Consider the following 25,529-nt stretch of genomic DNA (forward strand, 5'->3'; position numbering starts at 1 on the left):
GTTATGCCCTCCTTGTCTCTCGTTACACGTTCAGTATAAAGGGCGGATGCGTTCGGGATAACGGGATAAACTTCGGAGCGACGGGGGTCAATATTCAGCTTCCTTCGGAGACTGGCGGTATTCGGACGGCGTTTTGCCGGTGTGCTTCTTGAACTGCTGAGTAAAATATTTGATGTCCACGTAACCTACGCGATGGGCGATTTCGGCTACCTTGATCGGAGTTCCGTGCAGCATTTCGGCCGCTTTGCGCATTCGCTCCCGGGTGACGAACTCCAAGTAGGTCATCCCCGTCTCCCGCTTGAACACCTCGCTGAAATGATTCGGATTCGAGTGCACGAATCCGGCCACCTGCTGCAGCGAGAGCGGCTGATCGAGATGCTCGCGAATGTAGTCGATCGCCTTGCGGATGTACGAAAACCGATTCCGGTCCATCGCCTCGCGATAAGCCGCCATGACCGCGGACAAGCTTTTGAACACTTCGTCCTCCGGGCGTCCTCCCCAGTCGTAGACGGGGTCCGCGGGCAGGTGCGGCGTCTGGGGGGAAGCCGCTTCCCCGGTTCGCGTTCTCTCCAGCCAGCGGAAGCCCGCGAGCACGACGGAACGAAGATAGGCCTGCAGCGTCGCCGGAGTCGCGGTGGGGTTTTCCACTTGCGCTCTTACCGTCCGGTTCGTCCAATGTCTCAGTCCCGTCGCGTCGCCGCTCATCAGAATCGCCGACAGCTCCGCCTCCTCCTGATCGGAGCAGAGCGTTCTTCCTCCCGTTCTCCCTTTCAGATCCTCGGAAGAAAACAATCCGCTGCCTCCGATCAAGCCCTTGAACGAATAGATCCGTTCCGCCTCCGCATACGATTCTGGCCATTCCTCGAATCGATTTGTCGGGCTGCCGATCGCTGCGAACGTCTCGCATTTCAAGATTTGCCCTACGCGCTTCAGCGCTCTCGGCAAAGCGGCTTCCCCGCCGGCCTCCGCTTCCTCGCGCAGCACGACGACGAGGCGTTCCCGGTCGGCCAGCGTGATGCAGGTCAGCAGCTCGTTCATCATGTTGTCCACCGCGCCGATCAGCAAATCCTCGAATCGTTGGCCGCCCCACCCGGAAGCGGATACGATCGCGACGCGAGCCGCACCCCCGCCGTCGAACCGGCCGTCCCCTCGCCTGCGCAGCCAGTCGCGAATGCGGTCGAACTCGGCCGCTCCCGCTTCCGGCAAAGCTTTGTTCAGCAGCTTCATCAACGTTTGTTTGTTCAGCTCGTCGAGCTGTCTTCTCTCCTGCCTCAGCAGCTCTCTTTTTTCCACGATGTTCTGCTTCGCCTTCAGCGCGGCCTTGATGATTTCCTCCGGACGGCTCGTCTTCAGCAAATAATCGGTCACCCCGCCCCGAAGCGCCTGTTGAGCGTACGAGAAGTCGTCATAACCGGTCAGAATGATCACCTCGGCGTCCGGCAGCGCCGCTTTCACTTCCTTCGCCAGCTCGATGCCGTCCATTCCCGACATGCGAATGTCGGTAAGCAGAATGTCCGGCCTCTCTTCCGGAATCCGCTCCAGCGCCTCTTCGGCGGAAGCCGCGGGAGGAACGAGCTCGAGGCCGAGCTCCTTCCAGTCGATTACCGTGCACAGGCCGTTGCGGATAATGACCTCGTCGTCCACGATCATAATTTTCACGGTTGTCCCTCCTTAATCGGAATCCTAAACGAGATTCGCGCGCCGCGCCCCGGCTGGCTGTCGATCGTCAGACCGGAACCGCTTCCATAATGCAGTCTGAGCCGCCGATGAACGTTCAGCAGCCCGTAGCTGCCTGCATTCGGCTTCGCCGATTCTCCGGCCTGCGGACCGGGATCGGCGTCCGCCGTCATTCGGGTCCGGATTCTCCGAAGTGTCGCTTCGTCGATGCCGATTCCCGTATCCTCCACGACGAACTTCATGGCGTCTCCGTCCCGTTCGCCATGCACGAACACATGCCCCTTCTCCTTCTTTTTCTGAATGCCGTGAATCAGACTGTTCTCGATAAGCGGCTGAAGCAGCAGCTTCAGAATGGGGAGATCCATCAGGTCGGGGTCGACGAAAAACTCGATCTCGAACTGGTCCGGAAAACGGATGGACTGAATATACGCGTAATTTTGCGCATGCGCGATCTCCTGGCGAACCTGGCAGTACTCCTCGCCCTTGTTCAGGCTGAATCTCATAAAATCGCTGAGCGCGCCGACCATTTCGGCAATCTGCTTGTCCTTGTTCATCAGCGCGATCCACTGGATCGACGAGAGCGTATTGTACAGAAAATGCGGATTGATCTGCGCCTGGAGCGCCTGCATGTCCGCTTCTTTTTTCTTGGCTTCGTTTTTCTGAACCTGGGTTTTGAGTAGATCGATCTTGTCGCCGAGCTTGTTGTAGCTGCGAACGAGCAGTCCGATCTCGTCCGTGCTTCGAATGGGGTAAAGCGGCATCGGGTCGTCCGGGTTCACGTCCTTCAAGTATTTCGTCAACCCGGTCAGCGGCTTGGTCACCCATTGAACGAACAGCAGCATAAGCCCGACGGCGAGCAAGAGCGCGATTCCGGTCGCGAACGCCGTTACGTTGAGCACGTATGCGTTCTGAGCCCCGTACACCTGCGTCGGGATGAACCCGACCAGCTTCCATCCCAGGCTCGGAATCGTGTTGTACAAAATCGTCTTCTGCTCTTTTCCTTTTCCGTATTGGAGCACTCCGCCGGCTTCGTTCAGCCGCTCCATATCCGGCATCACCTCGGCCACGGGCTTGGACAGCCACGACGGATCGCCGCCGGAAACGGATATGATTCGGTCCTCCTTGTCCAGAAGCAGAACGTATCCGCTTCTTTCCCAGGCGGCCTCGTTAATGAACCGCTCGATCTCCTTCTGGTCGAGGCTGACCGCGATCCATCCGATCTCCCGGAAATTGTAGAAATTGCGAATCGGCCGCACGATCGAAATCACCTGCTTCACGCCTTCGTTGGTCCGGTTGGCGTAGAGGGAGGTCCACCATTTCGAGGTTGTCCGGTAATCCATCTTGAACTGCTCCAGCAGCGGGGGCAGCCCGGATTCGAGGATGGTCGAGTTGGACAGCTCCGGCTTGCCGTTCAGCGGCTTGATCGTAATGTTCGAGATATATTTCTTGGAAAACGCCAAATTCGTCAGCGTCCCGATAATTAGCGAGTAGCGGGTGACGTCCTCCGTCTCGTTGTCCAGATAAAGCTGGATATCCTTCTCCCCGATCAGGAAGATGGACATGTTCTCCACGTCCTGAATGACGAATTCGAGCTTGTCCTTGATCTGCTTCAGCGTATTCATCCCCGACTGCTTCGCCTTCTCCTCCGTTACGGAGGCGGCGATCCGGTAGGACACGACGCCGGTGATCAGCATCGGAAGCAGTATGGCGAATACGAGCAGCAGCGTTAATTTTCGTTTCAACGAATTCGCGAACCAGCGTCTCATCTCGCACCTCCCCCTCCGTTCATTCGACATGAACGGCCGAATTCCTCGCGCTTGCAGGCTTGCTCAACCGACGGTTGCAACCGTCCGTTTTACATTCAACTTCTTATCGGATTATTTTCGTTCCAGTACATGCTATAGTTTAAGTACGCGTTTTCTGTCCTCTAGACGCAGAATCGCGTTTTGTCGGAGGTGAGTTCAGAAAAGTATAGCGGATTTTATATTTTCTGAATCACTAAAAGAAAAAAGGCGTCCGCTTACCTCCCGGTCCAGCGAAGCCCCTTCGGAAAATGGTTTTTGAGCGTGCCGTCCGCCACCTTGCCCCAACCGATCGAATAGCCGTCGACCTCGACGAGGCGCCAGCCCTTCGGCCCCTCGGCCTCCAGCGCTTCGCCCTTGAGGTAGGCTAGCATTTGCGGCGACTCGGCGGGCAGGCTCAAGCGGTTGCGGACCTCGTCCCCCTTAAGCGACAGAGCCAGCGCATGCGAAGGCTCGAAGCGGTTTTTCTTGAGCGTGCCCAGGTGCCATCCCGGGCGGACAACCTTCAGCTGGTCGAGCGAAAGCATCCCGGAAGGCAGCAGGTACAACTGATCCCCGAACAAGGTGAATTCTCCCGCAGGCGTAACCGTCAGCGCCTCATCCGCGAACGAGAAATAGTCCTTCAGAGCCTTGAGATCGTTGAACCCTTTCGCATGCTTCCTTCTGACAGGCAGCTCCTCGCCGTCCGCCTTCCTCAGCACGGCGGCGTAGTGTCCCTCCCCGCGAATGCGGTGCGGCCACAGCCGCAGCGTCTCGCCGATGCCGGGAGCGGCGTCCGCGGTCCAATCCGCCCGGCCGCGGTCGAACCCTTCGTAAGCCTGAGCGTCCTCGATCGCAAACTCCGGGTGCCGCTCCGCAAATCTGCTGATCGTTCCTTCGTTCTCCTCCGGCGAAAACGTACACGTCGAATAGACGAGCCGGCCGCCGGGCTTCAGCATCTTCGCGGCGCTCTCCAGAATGTCGAGCTGCCGGTCCGCGCACATCGTCACGTGTTCGGGGCTCCATTCCGCGCAGGCGTCGGGATCTTTGCGGAACATGCCTTCGCCCGAGCAGGGAGCGTCGACCAGAATTCGGTCGAAGAATGCCGGGAACCTGGCGGCGAGCTTGTCCGGCATCTCGTTCGTCACGACCGCGTTGCGGACGCCCAGACGCTCGACGTTCTGGGACAGGATCTTGGCCCGGGCGGGGTGAGGCTCGTTGGCGACGAGCAGCCCCTCCCCGTTCATTCGGCCGGCCAAATGCGTCGTCTTCCCTCCCGGCGCGGCGCACAAATCGAGCACCGTCTCTCCCGGCCGAGGATCGACGAGCGCTCCGACGGCCATCGCGCTGGGCTCCTGGATATAGATCAGCCCGGCCTCGTGATAGGGGTGCTTGCCCGGCCGATCCTCCTTGCCGTAGTAGAATCCCTCGGAGACCCACGGCACCTCGGTCAATTCGAAAGGCGCGATCCGAAGAAAATCCCGAACGGGCGCCTTTAACGGATTCACCCTCAGCCCCCGGGCTTTCTCTTCCTCGTAACTGGCGACGAACGCCGCGTATTGTTCGCGGAGAAGGTCTTTCATTTTATCCAAAAAAAGCTGCGGCAGCTGCATGGCGGTACCCTCGATCGTCTATTTTGGGATTAATCTTACTATAACTCGGCCGATCGTCACAACAAGGAACCTGAAATCGCGGAACGACTCGAAAGGAGGTGTTTTTACGTGATGAGCTTGGCGGTTTGGGTGAAAAGGAGGCAGCAGAGCCGGGAGAGAGGTCGGTGCGGAAGGAAAGCGAGGCTGTCGGGGCGAATCGCCGCAGGCACGGGCTTTCGGTTCCCGCGCTGCGGCAATGGAGCGTGCTCGGGCTTAAACCTCCCGCGTCTCGATCTGCGCCCCGTTTCGGATCGTGTTGCCGATCGTGCATACCTCTTCGGCGGCCTCGATCAGCTCCCGCTTGTAGGCCTCGTCCAGCGAGGCGGGCAGCTTGATCGTCACCTTGAAGTCCGTGAACCGGTCCGTTACGTCCTTCGCCTTGCTCGCCGCCACCTCGATCTCGATCTCCGAAGCGTCGTAGTCGATTTCGTCGCGGGCGAGCTTTTTCTGCATCGAGATCGAGACGCACAGCCCGAGCGCGGCTTCCAGCAGCTCCTTCGGATTGAGCCCGCTGCGGTTCGGCCCCGTGCTTCCGATCACCTGCAATCCGGCTCCGTTATAGATTACGTTCTGGCCTTGCGTAATTTTCACCGTTGTCATCGCTGTATCTCTCCTTGGGAAGTGATTAGACGTAATGGCACGCCACCCGGTGGCCCGCCCGCGTTTCCCGAACGGCTGGCGGCTCGGCCCGGCACTTGTCCGTCGCCAGCGGACAGCGCGTGCGGAAGACGCAGCCTTGCGGCGGGGACAGCGGAGAAGGAATCTCGCCCTTCAGAATGATCCGCTCCTTCAGCCGGCTGCGGGTATAATCGGGCACGGCCGACAGCAGCGCCTTCGTGTAAGGATGCTGGGGAGCCTGAAACAGATCGTCCGTCGGCGCCTCTTCGACGATCGTCCCCAGGTACATGATGCCGATGCGGTCCGAAATGTAGCGGACGACGCTGATGTCGTGCGTGATGAACAGCATCGTCAAGCCCAGCTCCGTCTGCAGCTCGCGCAGCATGTTCAAAATTTGCGACTGAATGGACACGTCCAATGCGGAGACCGGCTCGTCGCAGATCATGATTTTCGGATTCACGATCAGCGCGCGGGCCAGTCCGATCCGCTGCCGCTGCCCCCCGGAAAATTCGTGCGGATAGCGAAAATAATGCTCCGGCTGCAGGCCGACGACTTCAAGAATCCGGAACACCTGCTCCTGGCGCTGCTGCCGGTTGCCGATCTTGTGAATGATAAGCGGCTCTTCGAGAATGTCCCCGATTCGCTTCCGCGGATTCAAGGAAGAGAGCGGGTCCTGGAAGACGAACTGAATGTCGTTGCGGAACTTGCGCAGCTCCCGCTTCGACAGCTTGACGAGGTCTTGCCCCCGGTAGAGCACCTCCCCCGAGCTGGCGGGCGTCAGGCCGAGAATCGCGCGCCCTGTCGTGCTCTTGCCCGAGCCCGACTCGCCGACGAGGCCGTACGTCTCCCCATCGTAGAGGCGAAAGGACGCTTCCCTGACCGCGTTCACATAAGCCTTAGGTCCGAGCAGCTTTCCGAACGAGCCGTAGACCGGAAACTTCTTCGCCAGACCGTTTACTTCCAAAATCGGTTCAGCCGCCGGCCGCTTCGCCATCTCCGCTCCTCCTCTCTTCCAAACTTCTGATCTTCTCGTAGTGCCAGCATTTGACCCGGTGCCGTTCGTCCGCCTGAACCATGTCCGGGTCCTCGTTCCGGCACTTCTCGTCGGCGTAAGGGCACCGGGTCGAAAAGCCGCAGCCTCGCGGAATGTCGGACAACGAAGGAACCGTCCCTTCGATGACGTGCAGCTTCTCGCGGCGGTCCCCTTCCAGCTTCGGAATCGACTTGAGCAGCCCTTGCGTATACGGATGCAGCGGAGAGCGGAACAGACGCTCCGTCGTTGTCTCCTCGACGATCCGCCCCAAATACATGACTTTGACCCCGGTGCAGACTTCCGATACGACTCCGAGATCGTGCGTAATGAACAATACGGCCATGCCGAGCGTCCGGTTCAGCTCCGTGATCAGCTCCAGAATTTGCGCCTGGATCGTCACGTCCAGCGCCGTCGTCGGCTCGTCGGCGATCAGCAGCTTCGGCTCGCAGGCCAGCGCCATGGCGATCATCGCCCGCTGCTGCATGCCGCCGGACAATTGATGCGGATAATCGTCCACGCGGGTTTCCGGGGAAGGAATGCCGGTCAGGCCCAAAATCTCGATCGCCTTCCTGCGCGCTTCTTTCTTGGACAGCTTGCGGTGGAGACGGAGCGCCTCCTCGATCTGATTGCCGATCGTATACACCGGGTTAAGCGAGGTGAGCGGGTCCTGAAAAATCATCGAGATGTCGTTGCCCCGGACGGCCCGCAGCTTGGACAGCGGCAGGTTCAGCAAATTTTCGCCCTCGAACCGGACCTCTCCCTCGTACTCGACGGAATCGGTGTGCTCGAGAAGTCTCAGGATGGACTGGGACATGACGCTTTTGCCGCAGCCCGATTCGCCTACGATGCCGATGATTTCCCCGCGGTCTATGGAAAAGCTGACCCCGCCGACGGCCGTCACTTTTCCTCTCTCCGTATGAAAATGCGTCTTCAAGTTTCTGACTTCCAACAGAGGCGCCTGTTCGTTCATGTCGCAACTCCCTCCTGTCGATGTCATGATTTCTTCTGCTTATGCTTTACGCGCGGGTCCAGAAAATCCCGCAAGCCGTCCCCCAGCAGATTCAGGCCGAGAACGGACAAAATAAGGAATACGCCGGGGAACACGACCATCCACCACGCCTTGTAGATCACCAGCTTGCCGGCGTGGAGAATGTTGCCCCAGCTGGCCTCCGGGGCCGGAATGCCCGCTCCCAGAAAGCTGAGCGCCGCCTCGGAAATAATCGCCTCCGCGAAGACGAACGTCGCCTGCACGAGCAGCGGCGACAGCGTGTTGACGGCGATATGCTTCCAGAGAATGCGGGAATCGCTCGCCCCTTGTGCATGCATCGCTTCAATATAGGTTTGCTCGCGGACGACAAGCGCCGACGAGCGGACGACCCTGGCGATATTGGGCGTAAACACGATCGTCAAGGCGATAATGACGTTAACCGCGGACGCTCCCAGCGCCGCCATCAGCGCGATGGCGAGCAGTACGCCGGGGATGGCGATCAAGCCGTCGCAAATGCGCATTAAAATGTGATCCAGCGTTTTGTAATAGCTGGCGTAAAGGCCGATCACGAGACCCAGCAGCGAAGACAGCAGGGCCACGATCAAGCCTACGCCGATCGATACTCTCGCGCCGTACACGACTCTCGTCATCAGATCCCGGCCGAATTCGTCGGTCCCGAGCAGATGCTCGCCGCTTGGCGGCAGCAGACGCTCGGTCACCTTCATCGCGTACGGATCGTACGGCATGAGATACGGCCCGACGGCCGCGATCAAGACGAACAGCGCGAACAATGCGGCGCCGATCACCAAGCCGTAGCTGCTTCCGAACCGGCGGAAGCGCAGGGCGCGCTGCTCTTTTTTCAGCCGTCTGCTCATCGCGACGATGTTTTCTTTCGCCATGATGCCTTCTCCTCCCTATTTGCGGTCCAGACGAACGCGGGGATCGACCGCGCCGTACAGCAGGTCGACGATCAGATTGATGCCCACGTAGATCAGCGTGACGATTAGCACGACTCCCTGGATCACGGCGAAGTCCCTGCGCACGACCGAATTCAGGATGAGCTGGCCCAGTCCGGGAATATTAAAGATCGACTCCACGACGACCGCTCCCGTCACCAGCGTGCCGAACGTCTGGCCGATGACGGTCAGAATCGGCAGAAACGCGTTGCGGAAGGCGTGCTTCGTCAGCACGGTCATCTCCCGGAGTCCTTTGGAACGAGCCGTCTTAATATAATTCAGATTCAAAGTTTCCAGCATGGACGAGCGGGTCATTCTCGCAATGAGCGCCGCCTGAATCGCTCCGAGGGACAGTGCGGGAAGGATCAAATATTGCAAATGCTCCCACAACCCTTCGCTCAGAGGCTCGTAACCCGCTACCGGCAGCCACTGCAGCCGCACTCCGACGCCGAGCATCAGGAACAATCCGAGCAGGAAGCTCGGGATCGCGAGTCCCAGCAGCGATATCCCCATCAGGGAGTAATCGACGGCCGTGCCTCTCTTGTACGCGGCGATCATGCCGAACGGGATGGCCAGAACGAGCGCGATCGCCTGGCCGAGGACCGCCAAGGACAGCGTAGGCCCGATATGCTCGACGATCGCTTGTCCGACGGATTGGCGCATGAAAATGGAATCGCCCAGATCGCCTCTCAGCACGCCGGAAACCCAATGAATGTACTGCTCGTGCACGGGGCGATTCAACCCAAGCTCCTCGTTCAGCGCCCGAATGTCCTCCTCCGAAGCTTCGATGCCCAGCATCGCGGCCGCCGGGTCGCCCGGCGTCAGGTGGATGATCAGGAAGATCGCGACCGTGACGACGAACAATACGGGAATCAGAGACAGGAGCCTTTTCGCAACGTATGCCAGCATGAAATCCCCTCGTTCGTTGAAATATCGAAATCATCAAGCAAAAACGCCATCGAGGGTTCCTGGAACGGCGAATCGCGTTTTTGTCGAAAATGATCCGGATTCTCTAATCGTATTCGATCGTTCCCGATTCATCAAGCAAAAACGCCTTCGGCGCCCTTAGGACGGAGAACGCGTTTTTGTCGGAGACGATTCAGATAAAGATAGCGAATTTTATACTTTCTGAATGGTCAATAGAAGGAGGGTGTCGGCTAAGTTACGAAGTAACTTGTCACACCCTCCTCGAACGGGAAAGACTATCTTATTTCGCGGCTTTCGCGTTCCACACGAGCGGAGTTTTGAACAGCTCGAAGCCTTCCAAGTCCTTCGACGTCGCCACGATGATGTTATAGTGACCGATTACCGTGGACGAGCCGAATTCGTACAGGAATTGCTGCAGCTTCTCCCATTCCGCCTTGGCCGCTTCCGGAGTCGCCGCGCCGCGGATGTCGACCAGCGCTTGCTTCACGGTGTCGTTGTTCAGACCGGCCCAGTCCGGGGTAACTGCGAGCAATTGCGGAGGAGTCGGTTGATAACCCGTGCTCGCGACGAACAGATCCCATTTGCTGCGATCGTTCTTCGTCTCCAGGAACGTCGGGAAATCGAAGTTGTCGACTTTGACGTTCATGCCGATCTGGCGAAGCTGCTCTTGAATGACCAGCGTAGCCGTGTACATCTCGGCGTAATCCTTCGTCGTCAGCAGCGTAATTTCTTCACCGTTATATCCGGCTTCCGCGAGAAGCTTCTTCGCTTTCTCCTGGTCGGCCTGGTTATAGAATTCCTTGCCGGCGTCTGTCGCCCATTGCACCTGACTGCTGCTCAGATAGCCCGGGGCGAGCGAATACAGCTCCGGCTTGGCGAAGCTTGCCAGCAGGATTTCGTCGTTGTTGAGCGCCGCGATGACCGCCTGGCGGATCGTCTGGTTGGCGAACAAGCCTTCGGACGTATTCAGGAACGCGGTCAGCGCCCCGGCCGGGAACGAATGCACGTCCACGTTCTTGTCTGCGGCCAGCTCGTCATAGCTCTCGATCGGAAGGCTGTCGGCCACGTCGTATTTGCCGGTCTTGACGCCCGCGATACGAGTCGCATGGTCCGTCACGAAGTGGAAATACAAGTTTTCCGTAGGCGCCTCCTTGCGTCCGTAGTAGCCGCTCGGCTCCGCTTCGATGCCTTGGTAATCCTCGTTCTTAACCAGGTGAATATACTGATCCTGCTTCCATTCCTTGAACTTGTAAGGACCTGTGCCGACATACTCCGTAATGCCCTCCGGTGGAGCGGACTCCACCATCTCCTTCGGCATGATCGAAGGGAATTGCGCTTGGGAAGCGATCAGAATGAGCACGTCGGAAGCCGGCTTCTCGATCGTCAATTTGACCGTATACGCGTCGATCGCCTCGAACTTCGCGTTCGTCAGCAGCACTTTGGCGCGGGACGACATCGCCAGCCAACGGTTCATCGAGGCGACGACGTCTTCGGAGGTCATCTCTTTGCCGTTATGGAACTTCACGCCTTGGCGCAATTTAAACGTATACGTCAAGCCGTCCTCGCCGATCTCCACCGATTCCGCCAGCTGCGGCATCGGCTCGTAGTTCGCGTTCAGCGTGTACAGCTGCTCGAAAATATAGCCCGCCGTATCCAAGGCGACGGCCGATACCGTCATCGCGGAATCCAATGTCGGAGGCTGCGCCGTCAGGGCGATGTTCAGTTCGTTCTTATATTCCTTGGAGCCCTGCTCCTGAGCCGGGCTGGCGCTGCCGGACGGGCTCTGGGAAGCGTTCTGGCCTCCGTTCGAGTCGTCTTTGCTGCATGCGGCCAGCACCGTCGTTAACAATAAGACCAATGCCAGCAAGCTTATCTTGTTGAGTTTCATTTCTGCTTCTTCCCCCTGGTCGAAATGCTGAATTTTCGGAATGTTCCAAAAAACATACTATTCCGAGTTGATATAATGGAATATTAATAGATTTAAATTCTGTTGTCAACTTCCAATCTCTGAGCATACACGGCTTACGCCGTCCTTAGGATCGGCGGGATCACGCGCATGAACGGAGGTGATTCGGATGCTATCCACGCCAATCCGCCAACCCAAGCCCAACCTATGCCATCTACGCCAATCCGCCAACCCGCGCCACCCTACGGCAATCCACCAACCTGCGCCACCCTACGCCAATCCACCAACCTGCGCCACCCCGCTAACGTAACGGTTGCCAGCGCCGCTAATCGTGCCATTTTCGCAATATAGAAATTGTAACGGTTGCAGCAGCGGCTATTTCAGCCGAAAACGCTCCGTTCCGCTCGATAACCCCGAAATAAGCGCGGTGGCAACCGTTAGCTTTTCGTTTTTCGAGAAAACGATCGATTAAGCGCTACTGCAACCGTTAGACGTTGCCGGCAGGATGCGTGCCGTCGATCGCATACGAATAATCGCCAAGGCAACCGTTAGCTTTTCGTTTTTCGAGAAAACGATCGATTAAGCGCTACTGCAACCGTTAGACGTTGCCGGCAGGATGGTGCGCCGTCGATTAGCATGCGACAATGGCTTAACCGGACAACATTGCGTCAAAACTCCTGCTCACAAGACCGCTCCCATCACGGCGCTTTCGAATTCGCGGGCGGTTTCCGCCTCGGAGCCTCCCGCGTTCGCGAGATTGATCATCAGCACGGCGAAGAGGTCCCTGCCCGGATCGATCCAGAAGTGCGTCCCCCATGCGCCGCTCCATCCGTAGCTCCCTGTCGTCAGCGGCGTCTCCGCGCTATCTCCTTCAGTGACGACGCGCATGCCGAGTCCCCACGTCTGCCAGCCGGGAAATCCCTCTATGCCGTCCGGAAGCTGCGGCGACGCCATCTCCCGCACCGTCTTCGCGCTCAAGATCCGCTTTCCTTCGAATTTCCCTTCGCCGGCCAACATTCGGGCGAATCGGCAATAGTCCTCCAACGTTCCGAACAACCCTCCGGCTCCGGAATAATAAGTAGGATGAGTTAAGGGGCTCTGGTCTCTCGATCTCCGCAGTCCCCCCTCCGCGCTCTCGTACAAGACGACGATCCGTGTCCGCTGCTCCGCCGAGGGCGTGAACGTCGTATCCCGCATGCCAAGTGGCTCGAACAACGCCCTCTCCAAATAAAGATTTAACGGCAGTCCCGAAGCGACCTCTATGACCCTTCCCAAAAGATCGAACGCGGCGATCGGACTGTACCCCGTTCGGGAGCCCGGTTGAAAATCGAGAGGCACGCTCGCCCATGCCGGAATATGGGCGGACAGCGTCGCTCCCGGTTCGGGCATCCTCAGCTCTTGAAAACCGACCGGGCCTTGCCCTAAGCCGCAGCTATGGGTCAGCAGATCGCGAATTGTGATCGGGCGGATCGCCGGCGTCAGCGTATAGGACGGAACGTCCTCCGGGATCGAGCCGGTCGGAGCGTCGGGATCGGGCTCGTAAGGAGCGACTTCCGTTCGAGCATTCGGGATCGCGACGAAAGAGTCCCTTTCGAATTCGGGAATGTACTTCCCGATCGGATCCTCCAGCCGAATTTTCCCTAGTTCGACCAGCGTCATGGCGGACGCGGCGACAATCGGCTTGGTCATCGATGCGAGCCGGAAGATCGAATCCTCGCGGAGCCGCAAACCTCTCTCCACGTCGGCATAACCTTGCACCGAGCAAAGCGCGGTCCGGTCTCCCCGCGACACGAGGAATGCCGCACCCGCCAGTTTTCCTTCGCGAATGCGCCGATTCAGCCTTTCCTTCGCGACGTCCAGCTTGGCTGCGTCCATGCCGGCCGGATCCGGAGAAATCGGCTTATTTTGTGAATCGAATGTCATAACCTCATCTGCTCCTTAGCCGCGATTTTCCTCGCTCTTGCCAGTGTCGCCGGCAGCAGCGGAACGGCGCCGGACCTGTACAACAGCATCCACCTCAGGAAGGCGATTCCCTCGAAAAGACGGAGGTCCTTTTCCGGGATCGGATTTTCCTTGAGATAGGCGGTCCGAAACGCCGCAGCCAGCCGTTCCGACGAGTAGAGGCGAAGCAGTACGAGGGACCATGCGAAATCGTATCTGTAATCCCCGGCTTGCCCGTTCGTCCAGTCGATAATCGTAAGCTCGCCATTCTGTTCGACAATGTTCTGCAGGTGGTAATCGCCGTGAATGATTCGTTCAGGAACGCCCGAGACGCACGCGAGAAGCCGATGCAGAGCTTCGCCCAGATCGGGGTGCGCTTCGATTCCGGGAAAAAAGTAACCGACCAGCTCCCGCCTCGGCAGCTCCACGTTCCCGATCGCCTCGATAGGAATGCGGTGAATATCGGCCAACAGAAACGCCAGCCTCGTCATCGTAGCGGCGTTGGCTTTCGCTACGCCCTCTCCTCCGTACGCGGTCAGCAGCGCCTGATGTCCATCAGGAGTCATCCCCCAGCCAAGCGCCTTCGGCACCGCGATTCCCCGCTCCCCCAATGCCGTCAACAGCCGATACTGGCAGCCGACGTCCGGCCGGGAGCCTTCGCTCCATATTTTCAGCACGAAGCGGCCTTCCCTTGAATCGATTCTCGCCACTTCGGCTTCAAAGCCCTGGTTCATGCGATGCACAGTCAAGGCGCCGGCCTCTCCGAGCAGCTTGTCCAAAGCCTCGGTCCCGTCCGTCCAACGGATGTCCGATATCGGAATGCTCAAGATCCGCTCATCTTCCTCTCCATCGATCGCTCGATTTCCCAACGTCTACTCTTATTGTAACTTGGACCCGACCCGCCGCAAAGCGTCGATACGGTGAAAAATCCTCCTTCCGAACGCATAGAAGCGTCAGGGAGGAGGATTTCCTTACAGATGGTTTCTGGCCTCAAGCGGATGGCCGATCGTCGGAAACTCCGCGATCCGAAGCTTCGCGCCGCCGTACGGAACGAGCTCAAGATCCTCGATCGGCTGGCCGTCCGCCCTCGGATGCATGGGCGGAGTGCCGGCGTTGTTGCCCTCCATTTTCCAATCGCGCACCAGCCGTCCCTTCGCCTTCAAACGAACGGGAGGATGGCTCGCGTCGAAGGGCTGGCAAGCGACATCGGACAATTCGGCTTCGTACTCGCTGTCCGCGAGCAGGCCGTATTTCCACGGAGAGCCGGGATACACCTCCCAATCGTGGAACTTCTCTCTCCGCTGCAGCAGCTGCCAGTTCTCCCGAATCGGCAGGGCGTAGACGAGCGGCCCGCGTTCTACGCTGACAGCGAGCAAATTGCGGGTAACGGTCTTTACGCGCATCGGCAGATGAAGCGTCAGCCGATCGCCGTTCGACCATTCGCGGCGAAGCTTGGCGTAGCCTTTCTCTATCGTCAGCGCCGTCTCTTCCCCGTTCACCTCTGCAGCTGGCCGCTCGCACCATTCGGGAATACGCAGCGAGATCGCGAATTCGGCCGGCCGTTCGAGCGCCAGCTCGATGTCCACCGACTCGCGGAACGGGTAATTGCCGCGGACCTTCACGATCGCTTCGGCTGCCGAACCGCCCGCTCCGACTTGCGCGGTTACCGTGCATGGCGCATACGACACCGCCGCCAGACCGCCCTCTCCGTCCCGCATCCAGAGATGAGCGACCAGCTTCGGCCAGCCCTGGTGCATGTTCGCCGTGCAGCAGCCGAAATTCGGCTCGAGGCCGAACAGATTCGCCTCGTCGCCGTTGCTCCAATCGCGGGGCGCCACGTTGCAGACGATCTGGTTCACCTGCTGGTCGTACTGGTGGGACGTCCAGTCGCGGGAGATGGCGGCCGGCAGTGCGTTAAAGGCCACCTTCTCGAGAATGTCTCCGAATCGGCCTTCTCCGAACGCTCTTGTCAGCTGCTCCATGGAGAACATATATTCCACGACGGCGCACAGCTCGACCCCTTGGCTGGGATGCGTGCCGGACAGCCACTCGTCTCCTGAGAACATCCCGTGCGCCTGACCGTGATGCGTCATCAAGCTGTCGATGCCGCGGTGCACCGCCTCCCGCTCCCGAGAATCGCCGGTCAGCTCGTACAGAACGCCTGGCGCCTTCATGCCCATTGCGACGTTGACGACATGCGTCTTCCAGTCCCACTGCTCGACCTTGCGCCAGAACGGAAAGTCTCGAAACACGCCAGTCCAGTCCGTCGTCTGTTCCGCCACAATGCCGGCCAGCTCCTTCAGTCCCTCTTCCCCGGTTTTCCGGTAGAGCCAATGGATCGACAGCAGCATTTCCATCCCGCGCGCTTGCGCCCAGCCGCGCAGCGGCTGCTTCGCGATCCGGCCGCGAACGTACCGGAAGTAAGAGGACAGGAACGGAACGACCCGTTCGTCCCCCGTCGCCTCCTCGTACTGCGTCATGACCTTCAGCATGATCATGTAGTGCCACCAGTCCTGCTCTTTATCGACGTCCCCGTTCACCGTCTCGATGCGATCCGGACCGAACGAGCCGTCCTCGCGCTGGCTGGCGAGCGCCCATTCGATCCAGCGGTTGGCCTTGGCGATCAGCCTCTCGTCTTCCAGCAAATAGGCGAGAGGAAGAAGGCCGTCCAAGTAGTACGGTCCGCGCTCCCAGCTCTCGCCCTTGCCGCCGAGCCAACCGTTGTCCGGTCCGACGTCCGCCCAATGCTCCTCCAGATGGCCCGTCAGGCCGTCCGCCTGTATTCGCAGCTGATCCCGCAGCCACTGCTCCGGCTTGATCGCGCCAAGAGGAAGCGCCTCGAACGCCGCATATCTTTTGCCCATTATCAACGACCTCGCTTATTCGGAAAATGGCTATCTCCTCCCGAATATAGCACGCTGGGGCCGTATCCACGATAACCTAACTCACACACTTTTTGTCCGATCGCAACCTCAACTTGATATAATGGATGCAGAGCTGCGAATGGAGGCGTTCCGAATGCTGCAGTTTATTTCCCCGCCCTTGCCGCATTTCATCACGTGCGGCGAAGATACGTATCCTGCCGGAGGCCGTCACGCCGACCGTTCCGGCATCGGCGTGTTCGATCTGCTGCTGGTGACGAGCGGGTGCCTGCACATGGCCGAGGAATCCCTGTCCGTTCCCGTGCCAGCCGGGTGCTTCGGCTTGCTTCGCCCGGACCGGGCCCATCGGACGACGGAGCCTTGCCGGGAAGAAACCCATTTCTACTGGATTCACTTCCAGACGGTCGGCAGCTGGAGCGAAACGGATTCCGCGAATTCCCCGAGCCAGCCCCGGCAGGAGAGCACCGACTATCCGACCCTGCTTCCATTCGCGCATTATTTGCCTCAGACCGGCAGGCTGCAATCGCCCGATGCCGCCTACTCGCTCCTGCGCCGCTTGCTCGCTCTTCGGGACGAGACGTCCGTATCTTCCTATTGGAGGCAGCAGCTTCTCTTTCAAGAGCTGCTTCTGCAGCTTCAGGAGGAGACGAAGCTGCCGGCCGGCGGCACGTATTGGGCGGTCGCCGAGGAAGCGGCCGCCTTCCTGCGCCGCAACTACCGGGATGCGTTCACCTATAAAAGGATGTCGGACGAACTGCATTTTCACGCCAACTATATATCTCTCTGCATGAAGCGGGTCTACGGGTGCACGCCGCTCGATTATTTAACCCGATACCGGGTGGAGCAAGCCAAACGTCTGCTGATCGATACGAACGAAGCCGTCGGACGGATCGCCGAACGGGCCGGATTCGGTTCGTTCCCGCACTTCGTGCGCTGCTTCAGCCGATTGGCCGGCTCGACTCCCGGGGCGTTCCGCAAGCGGTTCCGGCAGCCGTAACGCTCCGCTCTCCGACGCCCGACCCCCGCGTCTATCGGCGCTTGCCGAGCCAAGCCGCCAGCTCCCTGCGGTGCTTGTATGCCATAATCGCGAAGCTGCCGAGCCATACGAACAGCAGTTCGGCCTCCCGCTGAGCCGCCAGCAGGTACGCGGCCAGCAGCAGCGTGCCGGCGAGAACCTGCAGACCGTCCGACTCGGCGCTCTTCGTCCGGTCGCCGCGGGCCAGCCGGGCGCCTCCCTTCAGAATCGCCAGAATGACGGCATAGGCGATCGCCGCCTTGAATTCCGTCACCGCGCTCCACACCCCGAACGTCACCGCGATCGCCTTGCCTCCGCGTCCTTTCAGAAACGGCGAAAACGCATGTCCCGCGATCGGGGCAAGCGCGAGCGGAACCAGGCGAATGCCTTGGGCGAAGTCCGCTCCGGACAGCCACAGCAGCGGCAAATAGCCCTTCAGAAAATCCAGGACGATGCCCGCCAGGCCGAGCCGGAAGCCCGCCGCCTTCCACAGGTTCAGAGCGCCCGGATTGCCGTCGCCGACCTCGCTTATTTTTTTGTTTGCCGCCAGCCCCAGCCAATAGGAAAACATGAGCGAGCCGGACAAAAAAGCCGCTGCCGTCCACAGGAGCAGCATCATGTTCTCCTCCCGCTCCCGACCCGGACGTCTCTGCCCTTCCATCTGACGCGCCCAAGCACGGCCACCTGATAGAGCGCATGCGCCATAACGAATAGAAAAAACAGAGAAGCCAGCGGATGCAAAAGCGGAACGAGAAGGCCGAAGCTGCCGACATATCTCATCATGTAGAGCAATTGAATCGTATACGCCGCATAGCCGATCGCCAGAGGCAGCGCCCATGACGTCCAGAGCAGGGCAAGCGCGCTCTCCGACGCGAGAAGGCCCGCCATCCACAATGCCGCGCAGACGATCGTCCACCGGTTCAGCGTGGACGTGCTGAGAATGGCGCCCTTGCTGAACCCTTCGATCTCGCTGCGAATTCCTTGCGGGTACATGCGGAACGAAACCGTGCCGCCGCCGAGATAATTGGCGATCGGAACGCCGGCCTCCCGAAACTTGGAGCCGAGGAACAGATCGTCCAGCACTTCGGATTTGACGCTCCGATGGCCGTTGATTTTCTCGTAATCCTCTCTGGCCGCTACGATGCAGGAGCCGTAAAGCCCCTTCCCCGGATGATTTCTCTCGAACGGCGAAGTAAAGGCGAACGCTCCCAGCACATTAAAGACAAGCGCCAATCTTTCGTGCAGCTTCTCCGTCCGGTGGTACGGCACGACCGACACGACGCCGCCGGATCGCTCCCTTGCGCTCAGCAGGGAGGCCAGCGCGTCCGGCGCCAGCCGGACGTCGGCGTCCAGGAAGAGGAAGACGTCCCCCGAGGCGCGCAAATAGCCGGTCCATACCGCCCAGTTCTTACCCGTCCATCCTTCCGGAAGCGCGCTTCCGGCCACGACGGTAACGCCGTAGCTCTCGGCGATCTCTCTCGTCCGATCCTGCGACCCGTCGTCCACGACGATCGTTTCGTACGGCTGCGAGGTCTGCGCCTTCAAGGACTCGAGCAGGTACGGCAAGTTGCGCTCCTCGTTCCTGGCCGGAATAATGACCGATACCTTCGCGGCCCCCGCGCCGGGCCCGCCGGAGACGGGCAGCAGATTGCGCCGGAAAAGCAAAAAGCCGGACAGGCACCCGACCGATACGATGATCCCGATGCAGACCCAGCTCCACATGTCCATCCTTCCGCCTCCTTCGTCTCTTCATTTATATGAGAAGAAATGATAAGCGTAGACATGGATTCGAGGACAACGAGACCGGCGCGCAGACTATCGCCGGGAGGATGATCGGCGGGACAGCTTCCATGTCTCTGGTCAAATGACCCTTATTCGACATTGGCGGCCGTTTTCCTGTCTGATCGGCGTTTAAACGCGGTAGCGCGGATTTGAGCTTCGAACCTCCTGCATGGCGTCCGTCAAGCTGGTTCCTGCCTCCCTCAGCTCGTCGATGCGAACGTCGGCCCGGATCAAGCCTTTATGCAGAACGATGGCGCGGTCGATCACGTTCTCGATCTCGTCGATCAGATGAGTGGCGATCAGAACCGTCTCGTCCCCTCTCAGACCGGACATGACGAGCTTCAGCGACTCGCGCCTTGCGAAGACGTCCTTTCCTGTGAACGGCTCATCCAGCAGCAAATAATCCGGCCGCTTGGCCAGGCCCGCGCTCATCTCAAGCTTCATCTTCTGCCCTTTGGAGAACGTTCGGATGCCGCGACGGGCGGGCAGCTCGTAACGCTCCAGCAGCTCCGCGAAATACGCCCGATCGAACCTCGGATAAAATGCGGCCAAAAACGCCGCGTACTCCGCCGGAGTCTTGTTCGGCAGGAAGCTTCCCTCCTCGGTGACGAACGCCATTCGTTCGTATTGCTCGATGACGGGTCTGCCCTCGATCGTGATTTCGCCGTTCTGCAGCTCGCCGATGCCCATGATCGCCTTAAGCAGCGTCGTCTTGCCGCTTCCGTTCTCGCCCAGAATGCCGACAACCTCGCCTTTCGGAATGTTTAGTTCGTTCACGTACAGCAGGGCGTTGCTCGTCGGATAGCGCTTATCCACATATTTTAACTCGATCACGGCCATACCTCCCCGGCATTCCCAAGCTTTATTCGACGGCGATATTCGTAAAAAATCTGTATTCCAGCTGCGAGTAGCCGAAGCTTCCCTGCGCCGGAGACAGATTGTAGACCCGGATGTTGTCCTCGTTCAAGTCGGTTACAATCTCGCCCTTATAGATCAGCTGCGCGCCGTCATAGACATACAGGTACAGGCTCTTCGACCGCGCGATCTCGTACAGAACCCGGGGCTCCTCCGTCTCCGCGCTCCGAAACGATCTGAGCGCATACAGCTTGCCGTCCCGGTAGCTCAAGTGCGAAACGCCGTTGTAGGTATCCTCTTCTCCGTCGGCGAACGAAAGCTCCGAACGTCCGGCAAGCTCGACTCCGCCGGCGAAATCGAAGCTGAACGCCGTCATATCCGTTCGCTCCGCAGTCGAAGACCCTCGGCGAAAATTCAACGTTAACGTCAGCCGATCATGATCGGGATAAGCCTCATAGCCCTCGTAATAAGAAACGGCGTCGGCCGGCCGGGAATCGTCGGCCCTCGCGGGCAGATAGAAATCCGGAACGGCGGCTTCCCCTAACAGCTCCCCGCTTTTGCCGTCGTAGCTCCTGACGCGGAGGGCGCCGTCCTCGGCGGAGATTAAAGCGAGCCGATCGCCCACCGCCTCCAGCCCGAGAACTTCGATTCCCGGATTCTCCCCGGTTTCCCGCTCATTGGCGTCAAGCGGGATGTCGACGATGGCGCGGGAGACGTAATCCTCCGGATCCATCGGCCGGAAACTCCAAGGATAAAATGTAAGCTCGTAGATGGCGCTCGATCCGACGAACTGCGTCGATACCGGAACGGTGTAATAGACGCTGCCCCCGATGACGGCCAAGCCGTACTCCGGCGGATTCGCCAGCTTCGTTCCCTCGTCTTGGCCTTCCGGCTTGCGGCGCTGGGAGGGAGGCGTGACCTCGGCCATCCCCTCCGGAATCGTATAGCCCTTGTTCGTCATCCGCCTCGACGTAATCGTATGCAGCGTGCTCGTATCGGCTACGCTGAACTCCATGTCCCCAAACCGCTTCGACCGGCCCGGCACATAGCGGTAAACATCGGCCCATTGCGGCTGCTCGAGCAGCTTCGTATCGGCTTCGATTCGTCCATCCGCCACGCGGAACGACGAAAGATGAGCTCCGTCCCTCAACTCGCCGCGAATCGTCACGTTCCGGATCGCTTCGCGGCTGCCGCTCAAATCCCGAATTTCGAATGTCCCGTTGTCTTTTGCCCCGTAAGCTGCCGTCCCCAATGCGATCAGGATCGCGATCGCCGCAGCCAGCGCGGGCAGTGCGGCATGCCGTTTGATGATCTCCATTCCCGGTTGCTCCCTTCCCTCCTGCGTTACGCGATTGCCCCTCTGCGTATGAGACGCAAGCTATGCCAGACAAAAAAGCCGCTCAGCGCAAGCAACAGCGCATTGCTCATGTACAATCCCGTTGGCTCGCTGTAGGGGTTCAGTTCGTTCAGACGATACCCGAGCGCCCGGATTCCGAGCCAGACGGCCGCGACAATGAACGCTAGTCCCGAGTATTTCCGGCTGCGCTCGCAAAGCGCCAAATAATAGAGCCCGGTCGAGACGGCGAGAAGCAGCGCCAGCGTCGACAGCATCCGGCTGAAGCTCAGCGGAAGCAGCAGACGGAAAAATTCCGAGCGAATCATCGCCAGAAAATACCCGTTGTTCATGACGAACTGTCCGTTTCCATAGCTGGCGACCTTGCCCGCGTACAGACTGTAGCCGAGCCGGATGGCGACCAGTTGTGCCGTCAACAGCAGGAGCAGACAAGTCGCAAAGACGAGAACCTTGCTGAAATACAGCGCCTCTCTGCGCACCGGCAGCGTCAAATACGTATAGACGCTCTTGCTGCCCCAATAATCCGCGTACACCGTGATCAGAAAAAAGGCGCAAACGAGCGCAAACAAGATCAGAAACAGAACAATGCCGCCGGAGGAAACGTACAGATCCTCGTAGCGTTCGGTCACCGAATATTCGCTGTAGCGCTCCAATTGCCGCTGCAGGAGAAGCAGCGGCGCGACGACCGCAGCGGCGCATACCGACGCGATAAAGGCAAGCCATTTGGCAAATTCGAAATTTAACAGACGATAGAACCCTCGCATCGCTCGGACAGCCCCTTGATTGTATTATTCCGGTAGTACAATGAAGTGAAAAAAAAACTACTCCCAGTTTTCGCTAATGAGCTCGACTACCGTCTTGAACGACAAGTGAATTTCTTTGGCCGACTCGACGAACGAGCGCACTAGCTCGCGGGTCAGCTCCTCTTCGATTCGGCGAAAAATCGCGTCGTCGACGTAAACGACGCTGCCAAGCGTGCTGCTTGTGCGAACGAACCCCTCGTCCTCCATCAGCTTGAACGCCTTCTGTACCGTATTCGGATTAATGCTGAGCTGTGCGGCCACCTCTCTTCTCGAGGGCAGCTTGTCGCCGGACACCGCCCTGCGCAGCAGAATTTGCCGCTTCACGTACAGTACAGCCTGCAGGTAAACGGGGTCCTTGTTATTCAGCTTAAGCTCATAGAAATTCAGCACGCCCGTTCTCACCTGCCTTAAAGGTCAATTGTATTATTTCACTAGTACAGTGAACGTGTCAAGACACTCCCCGCTTACAGCCGCCTCTCCGGTTGGTCCGTCAGCTAGTCAAGTCCCCGGCGACGCGCCCAAAGAGCCGTGCAGCAGACACGGCTCCTCGGTGCAGCGATCGGTCTCGCCCTCTCCGGCAGGCGGTCAGCTCCTCTTCTTCCGGGTCATCACGTCGAAGATGACCGCGGCCGCCAGGACGCCTCCCCGAATCATATACTGGTAGGAGATGCCGACTCCGAGCAGGTTCATCCCGCTGGACAAGGAGGCCATGACGATCGCCCCGATGATCGAACCGGTGACCTTGCCGACGCCGCCTGCGGCGGACACCCCTCCGACGTACGCGGCGGCAATGGCGTCCAGCTCGAACAGCGTGCCGGCCGTCGTCGTCGCCGACTGCAGCCGGGACGTGTACAGAATGCCGGAAAGCGCCGAGAGCAGTCCCATGGAGCCGAAGACGATATAGGTGATTTTTTTGACGTTGATTCCGCTCAGATGAGCGGCTTCGGGGTTGCTGCCTACGGCGTATATATTTCGGCCGAGCACCGTCTTGGTCGTCAGGAAGTGGTACACGACGACCACGATCAGCATGATGATCACCGTCCAGGAAAAGCCGTTATAGCCGGCGATAATCCACGTAATATAGGCGATAATCGCCGATACGAACGCCAGCTTCAAGACGAACATCTGCCTGGATACGACCTCGAGCTCGTACTTGAGCTTGTTTCTGCGCTTCGAGATTTCGCTTGCAATATAGAGCGCGATAAACGCCGCCCCCAATAGCAGAGAGAGCAGATTCAGCCCTCCGACCTTGGCCAGCTCGGGAATGAAGCCGTTGCCGATGGCGTTGAAGTGCTCGTTCTTGATGTTGATCGTTCCCGTCTTCTCCGTCACCCGGAGAAGAGCTCCACGGAAAATCAGCATGCCCGCAAGCGAAGCCACGAACGAAGGAATGCCGATCGAAGCGACGAGCACTCCGTTGAACAATCCGACGACGACGCCGAGCGCGAGGATGATCGGAATCGTCAGCAGGACGGGAACGCCGGCCTGGGTAAGCAGAATGGCCGCGATCGCGCCCAGAAAACCGGCCGCGAAGCCGACGGACAGATCGATATGGCGAATGACGATGACGAGCGTCATGCCGACGGCCAATACGGCGATATATCCCGTCGCGTCCAGCAGATTGCTGATGTTGCGCGAGGAGATGAACAGGCCGTCGGTCATGATCGTAAAGACGAGCATAATTACGAATAAGGCGATGTACATGCCGTACTCGCGAATGTTCACCTTAACCAGCGACTTCGTTTCGTTGAACAGATTCATAGGTGATCCTCCTATTGCCTATTGCGTCGCGAGGTGCATAATCTTCTCCTGGTCGGCCGCCTCGATCGGCAGCTCCCCCGTCATCCGCCCCTCGGCCATGACGTAGATCCGGTCGCTCATCCCGAGCACCTCCCCGAGCTCGGACGAGATCATCATAATGCTCATGCCTTCCGCGATCAGCTTGTTCATGATCGTATAGATTTCGTATTTGGCGCCGACGTCGATGCCGCGGGTCGGCTCGTCGAGGATCAGCAGCTTGGGCGCCACGAACAGCCATTTCCCCAAGCTCACCTTCTGCTGATTGCCGCCGCTCAGATTGCCGACGATCTGCTCTACGGAAGGCGCTTTCACGTTAAGCGACTGCTTGTAGCGATTGGCGACGCGAATCTCCTCGTTATCGTTAATGACGCCATGCGAGGCGATGTCCCGCAGATTGGCGGCGCTGATATTGCTGCGAATGTCCTGGATGAGAAATAGCCCGTCTCCCTTCCGGTCCTCGGTCACGTAGGCGATGCCCGTGCGAATCGCGTCGCTCGGATGCCTCAGCTCGGCCCGGGTCCCGTCGACCCGCAATTCGCCGCTTAGTCTGTAGGCTTTCGGGTTGCCGAACAGACTCCGGGCGAGCTCCGTTCTTCCCGAACCCATTAACCCGGCGATGCCGACAATCTCCCCTTGTCTCACGTAAAGGTTGACGTCCTTCACCACCTGCCTGCCAAGCTGCGCGTCGTAGGCCGACCAGTTGCGCACCTCCAGAACGGGATCCCCGAGCTTCCGCTTCGTCCGCTTCGGGTAGATGTCGTCAATCTCTCTTCCAACCATATTTTTGATAATGACGTTCTCCGAGAGCTCTCCCTTGGAAGCATCCAGCGTGCAGATCGATCTGCCGTCGCGCAGCACCGTCGCCTTGTCGGCGATGGAGATCACTTCCTTCAGCTTGTGGGAGATCATGATGCAGGTCATGCCCTGGCTCTTCAGCTCGCGCAGCAGCGAGAGCAAATTCTCGCTGTCGTTCTCGTTCAAAGCCGCCGTCGGTTCGTCCAGAATGAGCAGCTGGACCTCCTTGCTAAGCGCCTTGGCGATCTCTACAAGCTGCTGCTTGCCGACGCCCAAATCTCTAATCCGCGTCTCGGGGCTCAGATTCAGCTTCACCTTCTGCAGCATTTGCTTGGCCTGGACGATCGTGCGATTCCAGTCGACAATGCCGCGGCGGGCCACCTCGTGGCCTGCGTAGATGTTCTCGTATACGGTCAGGTCCGGAAACAGGGCGAGCTCTTGATAAATAATGGCGATGCCCGCCTTGACGCTGTCGCTGATCCGATGAAATTGCTGCACGCGGCCGTCGAACACGATGTCGCCCTTATACGTGCCGTGCGGATAGACGCCGCTCAGCACTTTCATGAGCGTGGATTTCCCCGCCCCGTTCTCCCCGATCAGGCAGTGGATCTCCCCGCGCTCCACCTTAAAGTTGACGTCGGCCAACGCCTTCACGCCCGTAAACTCCTTCGAAATCCCGTTCATCTCCAACAAGTAGTCGTTCATCCTCATGCGCTCCTTCGCCAAGCCGTCGATTCATTGCGGAATAGCGGCAGACGATCCGC

At 59.1% G+C, this 25,529-nt stretch carries 21 protein-coding genes; 1 reads left to right on the forward strand and 20 read right to left on the reverse strand.

The window, feature by feature from the left end:
* Positions 1-87: 87 nt before the first annotated feature.
* The 12 genes from ACFO3S_RS10605 to ACFO3S_RS10660 all read right to left on the reverse strand — a co-directional run bounded on the left by ACFO3S_RS10605 (position 88) and on the right by ACFO3S_RS10660 (position 16,343).
* Complete coding sequence (locus ACFO3S_RS10605) at positions 88-1,650, reverse strand: response regulator transcription factor (protein WP_378095419.1); 1,563 nt, start codon at positions 1,648-1,650, stop codon at positions 88-90.
* A gap of 5 nt (positions 1,651-1,655) precedes the next feature.
* The gene (locus tag ACFO3S_RS10610; protein WP_378095197.1) at positions 1,656-3,443 is read right to left on the reverse strand and encodes a cache domain-containing sensor histidine kinase; all 1,788 of its coding nucleotides are present in this window, start codon (positions 3,441-3,443) and stop codon (positions 1,656-1,658) included.
* A 254-nt stretch (positions 3,444-3,697) separates the two neighbouring features.
* Positions 3,698-5,071, reverse strand: a complete 1,374-nt coding sequence (locus tag ACFO3S_RS10615; RefSeq protein WP_378095199.1) for an RsmF rRNA methyltransferase first C-terminal domain-containing protein — start codon at positions 5,069-5,071, stop codon at positions 3,698-3,700.
* 252 nt (positions 5,072-5,323) lie between these two features.
* A complete protein-coding gene (locus ACFO3S_RS10620) occupies positions 5,324-5,710 on the reverse strand; it encodes an OsmC family protein (RefSeq protein ID WP_378095201.1) in 387 nt (128 codons plus the stop codon).
* Positions 5,711-5,735: 25 nt separating this feature from the next.
* A complete protein-coding gene (locus ACFO3S_RS10625) occupies positions 5,736-6,722 on the reverse strand; it encodes an ABC transporter ATP-binding protein (protein WP_378095203.1) in 987 nt (328 codons plus the stop codon).
* On the reverse strand, positions 6,700-7,731 hold the full coding sequence (locus tag ACFO3S_RS10630) for an ABC transporter ATP-binding protein (protein WP_378095205.1): 1,032 nt from the start codon (positions 7,729-7,731) through the stop codon (positions 6,700-6,702). The genes ACFO3S_RS10625 and ACFO3S_RS10630 overlap by 23 nt, the downstream gene beginning before the upstream one ends.
* A 23-nt stretch (positions 7,732-7,754) precedes the next feature.
* Positions 7,755-8,648, reverse strand: a complete 894-nt coding sequence (locus tag ACFO3S_RS10635) for an ABC transporter permease (RefSeq protein ID WP_378095207.1) — start codon at positions 8,646-8,648, stop codon at positions 7,755-7,757.
* Positions 8,649-8,663: 15 nt separating this feature from the next.
* A complete protein-coding gene (locus ACFO3S_RS10640; protein ID WP_378095209.1) occupies positions 8,664-9,614 on the reverse strand; it encodes an ABC transporter permease in 951 nt (316 codons plus the stop codon).
* 298 nt (positions 9,615-9,912) lie between these two features.
* The gene (locus tag ACFO3S_RS10645; protein WP_378095211.1) at positions 9,913-11,520 is read right to left on the reverse strand and encodes an ABC transporter substrate-binding protein; all 1,608 of its coding nucleotides are present in this window, start codon (positions 11,518-11,520) and stop codon (positions 9,913-9,915) included.
* A 699-nt stretch (positions 11,521-12,219) separates the two neighbouring features.
* Entirely contained in the window at positions 12,220-13,461 is a 1,242-nt protein-coding gene (locus tag ACFO3S_RS10650; RefSeq protein WP_378095213.1) for a serine hydrolase domain-containing protein, read from the reverse strand.
* Complete coding sequence (locus tag ACFO3S_RS10655) at positions 13,458-14,306, reverse strand: phosphotransferase family protein (RefSeq protein WP_378095215.1); 849 nt, start codon at positions 14,304-14,306, stop codon at positions 13,458-13,460. Before ACFO3S_RS10655 ends, ACFO3S_RS10650 begins: the two co-directional genes overlap by 4 nt.
* Positions 14,307-14,450: 144 nt before the next feature.
* Positions 14,451-16,343, reverse strand: a complete 1,893-nt coding sequence (locus ACFO3S_RS10660; protein ID WP_378095217.1) for a beta-L-arabinofuranosidase domain-containing protein — start codon at positions 16,341-16,343, stop codon at positions 14,451-14,453.
* Between the two features lie 154 nt (positions 16,344-16,497).
* On the opposite strand from ACFO3S_RS10660, the gene ACFO3S_RS10665 reads away from it, so the two are divergent.
* On the forward strand, positions 16,498-17,358 hold the full coding sequence (locus ACFO3S_RS10665; RefSeq protein WP_378095219.1) for a helix-turn-helix transcriptional regulator: 861 nt from the start codon (positions 16,498-16,500) through the stop codon (positions 17,356-17,358).
* Between the two features lie 31 nt (positions 17,359-17,389).
* Here ACFO3S_RS10665 and ACFO3S_RS10670 read toward each other — a convergent pair whose 3' ends face one another.
* The 8 genes from ACFO3S_RS10670 to ACFO3S_RS10705 all read right to left on the reverse strand — a co-directional run bounded on the left by ACFO3S_RS10670 (position 17,390) and on the right by ACFO3S_RS10705 (position 25,470).
* On the reverse strand, positions 17,390-17,995 hold the full coding sequence (locus ACFO3S_RS10670; protein ID WP_378095221.1) for a glycerol-3-phosphate acyltransferase: 606 nt from the start codon (positions 17,993-17,995) through the stop codon (positions 17,390-17,392).
* Positions 17,992-19,098, reverse strand: a complete 1,107-nt coding sequence (locus tag ACFO3S_RS10675; RefSeq protein ID WP_378095421.1) for a glycosyltransferase — start codon at positions 19,096-19,098, stop codon at positions 17,992-17,994. Before ACFO3S_RS10675 ends, ACFO3S_RS10670 begins: the two co-directional genes overlap by 4 nt.
* Before the next feature lie 189 nt (positions 19,099-19,287).
* Positions 19,288-19,992 carry an ABC transporter ATP-binding protein gene (locus tag ACFO3S_RS10680; protein ID WP_378095223.1) on the reverse strand — a complete coding sequence of 235 codons (705 nt, stop codon included), beginning with the start codon at positions 19,990-19,992 and terminating at the stop codon, positions 19,288-19,290.
* Between the two features lie 28 nt (positions 19,993-20,020).
* Positions 20,021-21,331 (reverse strand): hypothetical protein, encoded by a 1,311-nt coding sequence (locus tag ACFO3S_RS10685; RefSeq protein ID WP_378095225.1) that lies wholly within the window; start codon positions 21,329-21,331, stop codon positions 20,021-20,023.
* 26 nt (positions 21,332-21,357) lie between these two features.
* On the reverse strand, positions 21,358-22,131 hold the full coding sequence (locus ACFO3S_RS10690) for a hypothetical protein (RefSeq protein ID WP_378095227.1): 774 nt from the start codon (positions 22,129-22,131) through the stop codon (positions 21,358-21,360).
* Between the two features lie 57 nt (positions 22,132-22,188).
* Positions 22,189-22,560, reverse strand: coding sequence for a GntR family transcriptional regulator (locus ACFO3S_RS10695; protein ID WP_378095229.1), 372 nt, complete (start codon positions 22,558-22,560; stop codon positions 22,189-22,191).
* A gap of 195 nt (positions 22,561-22,755) precedes the next feature.
* Positions 22,756-23,931, reverse strand: a complete 1,176-nt coding sequence (locus ACFO3S_RS10700) for a sugar ABC transporter permease (RefSeq protein WP_378095231.1) — start codon at positions 23,929-23,931, stop codon at positions 22,756-22,758.
* A gap of 18 nt (positions 23,932-23,949) precedes the next feature.
* Positions 23,950-25,470: an ATP-binding cassette domain-containing protein gene (locus tag ACFO3S_RS10705; protein ID WP_378095233.1), complete on the reverse strand. Its 1,521-nt coding sequence runs from the start codon at positions 25,468-25,470 to the stop codon at positions 23,950-23,952.
* Positions 25,471-25,529: the final 59 nt, after the last annotated feature.

The organism is Cohnella hongkongensis (assembly GCF_042654645.1).
Taxonomy (GTDB): domain Bacteria; phylum Bacillota; class Bacilli; order Paenibacillales; family Paenibacillaceae; genus Cohnella; species Cohnella hongkongensis.